Origin of the sequence: Parafrankia sp. FMc2 (genome assembly GCF_041008525.1) — a bacterium.
GTDB lineage: Bacteria > Actinomycetota > Actinomycetes > Frankiales > Frankiaceae > Parafrankia.
The window spans coordinates 1-3,113 of the sequence record NZ_JBFLUG010000304.1 but is presented as its reverse complement, the minus strand read 5'-3'; the positions used below and the strand labels follow the sequence as shown (position 1 = coordinate 3,113).

Sequence of the window (3,113 nt, the reverse complement as noted above, 5' to 3'; positions counted from 1 at the left end):
CACCTTCGTCTACTGGGCCATGATCCGCACGATGGCCCACCGGCTTGCCCGCGGCACCCCCGTCCCCCGCTGGACTCCCAGGAAGACCACCCAGAGTCAATGACCATCAAGATTCAGGACAGGCACTTACGATAGCCAGGTGGCCGTTTCACGCGATGGGCCCGGTGCGGCTGATGACCTCATGGTCACCGGCCGTACGCTAACCGCCACCGAGGTGCTCGACCGGGGCATTGGCCGCGCCTGCCCCGGTACGGCTCGATCGTCATCACCGGGTCGACCGCCGGGATGATACCGAACACCGTCGACAGGAGAACTGGGTTCATGCCGAAGGCGTATGTAGTGGTCACAGAGGCGATCAAGGACCCGGCCGGGATGGCCGAGTACGCGAAGGCCGCCATGGGGAGCATGGCTGAAGGCGGCGCGCGGCTGTTGGCGGCCGACCGGTCACCGGAGGTGCTCGAGGGCGAGTGGCACGGCAGCCAGACCGTCGTCCTGGAGTTCGACTCGGTCGAGGCGGCCAAGGCCTGGTACGCCTCGGAGGCCTATTCCAAGGCGATCCCACTGCGCCAGGCCGCGGCCGACAGCAACGTTGCGATCATTGCCGGGCTCTGACGAGCTCGGACGAGCGCCGGCGGGCGACGGGTGGCGCCGTTCGCCGGCGCCGACGGGGAGGTAGGCGGCCCTGGCGTACGGCGGTGGCTGGTCGGGTCCGGGGCTGACGAGAGGGTCGGGTTGGCGCTGCGCTGAGGCGCCGGCACTTGCTGTGGTCGGGGTTGCGCGTGGTGCTCGCTCGAAGGGGCTCTGCCCTCCGCTGTGCGGGCTTGACCCCTGGCCCCCTTCGGGGCGATCTCTCGCACGATGACCATGGGACCGCTGTCGACGTGTACGCGTAAGGTGTTGATCTTCATGCCCGGGAACTGGGCAGCCTCGCGGACGTGGCCACGCTCGTGGGCGCCCTCGTGCTCGCCCGCGCGACCGCCGGCACGGAGATCTCCGACCGCGTACTCGAGGCCGCCCGCCAAGCACTGATCAGCGACGGCTGAACAGCTCCTCGAGGATGCCGAACGCCTTCTCGACCGTGGGCGAGGTCCGCCGGCTCGAAGCCCTTCACGGGACGGGATCGCCGCGCTCGTGCGGTGGGATCCCAAGGGGGCTGGCGAGGGCGCCCGGCGCTTGGTGGTAGCGCCGGGCGCCGCCCGGTCAAACCGTTCGTGCCGTCACTCGCTGAGCAGCAAGGCCCGTTCTGGGCAGGCGTTGGCCGCCGCGCGCGCCTCGGGCAGAAGCTCGTCCGGGACCTCCGGCGTCATGACCGTCCCACGGCCGCGCTCGTCGTCGGTTACCAGGCTTGGGGCCAGCTCGTAGCATCGACCGTGGCCCTGGCAAAGCTCCGAGTCGATCGAGATCTTCATTCGCCAGCCTTTCCGGTGACGTCCCATACCAGCGGCAAATAATCGATGCCGCGAAGCGCGGAACCATTCCATTCCAAGGTGACGCCTGGCTTCACCCGGTAGTTCGGGATGCGCCGGTGCCATTCGCGCACAACCGTGCGTAGCTCCATGCGGGCCAGGTGGGAGCCGAGGCAGCGGTGCGGCCCGCCTCCGAAGGCGAGATGCCGCTTGTCGCCGCGGCGGAGGTCGAGCCGGAGCGTGCCCTCGAAGTCCGGGTCGAGGTCGGCGGCCCCGAGCATCGGCATGACCAGCGTGCCGGCGGGGATGGGACAGCCGGACAGCTCGGTGTCGCGGGTGGCGCGACGTGGGGTAGCGCCCGCCACCGGCGTCTCCCAGCGCATCAGCTCCTCGATGATGCTGTCGAGCTTGTCCGGTTCCGTGAGAAGCACGTCGCGGTCCTGCGGGTGCTGGGCGAGGTGACTGATAATGCACTGCAACGAGATCGTGACGGTGTCCAGCCCGGCGGAGAGCATCAGGAGCAGGGTGCGCTGGATCTCGCTGTCGGTGAGCCGGTGGTTGTCCACCTCCGCGGTGAGCAGGAAGCTGATCAGGTCGTCGCGCGGTTCGGCGCGGCGGATCGCCATCTCGTCGGCGAAACGCTGGTAGATGATCACGGCGGTCTCGGCCTGGAGCTTGACGCCGGCTTCCATGCTGCCAGCGACCTGGTCCGGGCGGATCATGATGTCCTTCCAGCGGTTCAGCTGCGGAAGGTCCTCCTGGGGCAGCCCGAGCAGGCTGAGGAACGTCGAGCACGGCAGCGGCACGGCGACGTCGGCGGAGAAGTCGCACTCGCCCCTGTCGATGATCCCGTCGATGAGCGTGTTGACGTGAGCGGTGACCGCCGGCTCCAGGAGGGCCATGCGCCTGGGGCTGAACAGCGGGTCGAGCAGGCGCCGGTACTGGGCGTGCTGGGGCGGGTCGACGCCGAGCGGGATGACGGGCTCGTCGCTGCCCATGAGGCCCATGACGTTCGAGAACACGTCCGTGTCGCGCAGGACGCGCTCGACGTCGGATCGCTTCAGGGCCTGGACGACTCCGTACACGCCCTCGTCGAAGTCGACGGGGCACTTGGCGCGTAACCGGGAGAAGTACGCGCGGGGGTCGGCGGCCCGCTCCCTGGCGAACTCCACCAACTGTGCTTGGCGCACCGGATCCTGCGGGAGGTTGTCCAGGTAGGTGTTTGTGTCGCTGTCGGCCATCGACATTCCTTCTCAACTGCGTGCAGCGGGGGATGACCACGGTGAGCGCCGTCATAGCGCACACCGTAAGCAGTTCGGCATGTTTTGGGAAAATTATCAAGCGCCTGGCCTCCGATGCAACGCCCGGTTCCAGCCCCACCGGCGCCCGAAGTACCCGACAAGCGAGTTCGCGGCGGACCGATCCCGATCATGATTCGTCCAGACCCGGCGACTGTCTCCCGGCCGACCTGGCGGCGGTGGCCGGTGCGGCGCGGCTGTACGTTCAGCGCCAGTGGTCTCATGGACGAGACCGCTGGCCTGCGCCCTCGCCAGGCAGGCGTCAAAGACGGGCGCAGTTACCCGCTAGCCCTGTCTTCCGCACGTGCGTGCGGTGAGCCAGCTGCTTGGTCTCTTGTTCGGATCACGTCGGGGTGACCGCGATCGGTAGTGACAGGCCTGGGACTGTTCCTGGCTGTGACGGTCGTGA

Annotated in this window: 3 protein-coding genes; 1 reads left to right on the top strand and 2 read right to left on the bottom strand. The window is 68.4% G+C overall.

All coding sequences use genetic code 11. The features are described 5' to 3' along the window. The first annotated feature begins 321 nt into the window (after positions 1-321). Positions 322-612, top strand: coding sequence for a DUF1330 domain-containing protein (locus tag AB1460_RS36485; RefSeq protein ID WP_368967059.1), 291 nt, complete (start codon positions 322-324; stop codon positions 610-612). Between the two features lie 605 nt (positions 613-1,217). Here AB1460_RS36485 and AB1460_RS36480 read toward each other — a convergent pair. Together AB1460_RS36480 and AB1460_RS36475 are read right to left on the bottom strand one after the other, a co-directional pair. Beyond that, positions 1,218-1,409: a ferredoxin gene (locus tag AB1460_RS36480; protein ID WP_368967058.1), complete on the bottom strand. Its 192-nt coding sequence runs from the start codon at positions 1,407-1,409 to the stop codon at positions 1,218-1,220. Then, entirely contained in the window at positions 1,406-2,647 is a 1,242-nt protein-coding gene (locus tag AB1460_RS36475; protein ID WP_368967056.1) for a cytochrome P450, read from the bottom strand. The genes AB1460_RS36480 and AB1460_RS36475 overlap by 4 nt, the downstream gene beginning before the upstream one ends. Positions 2,648-3,113 lie beyond the last annotated feature (466 nt).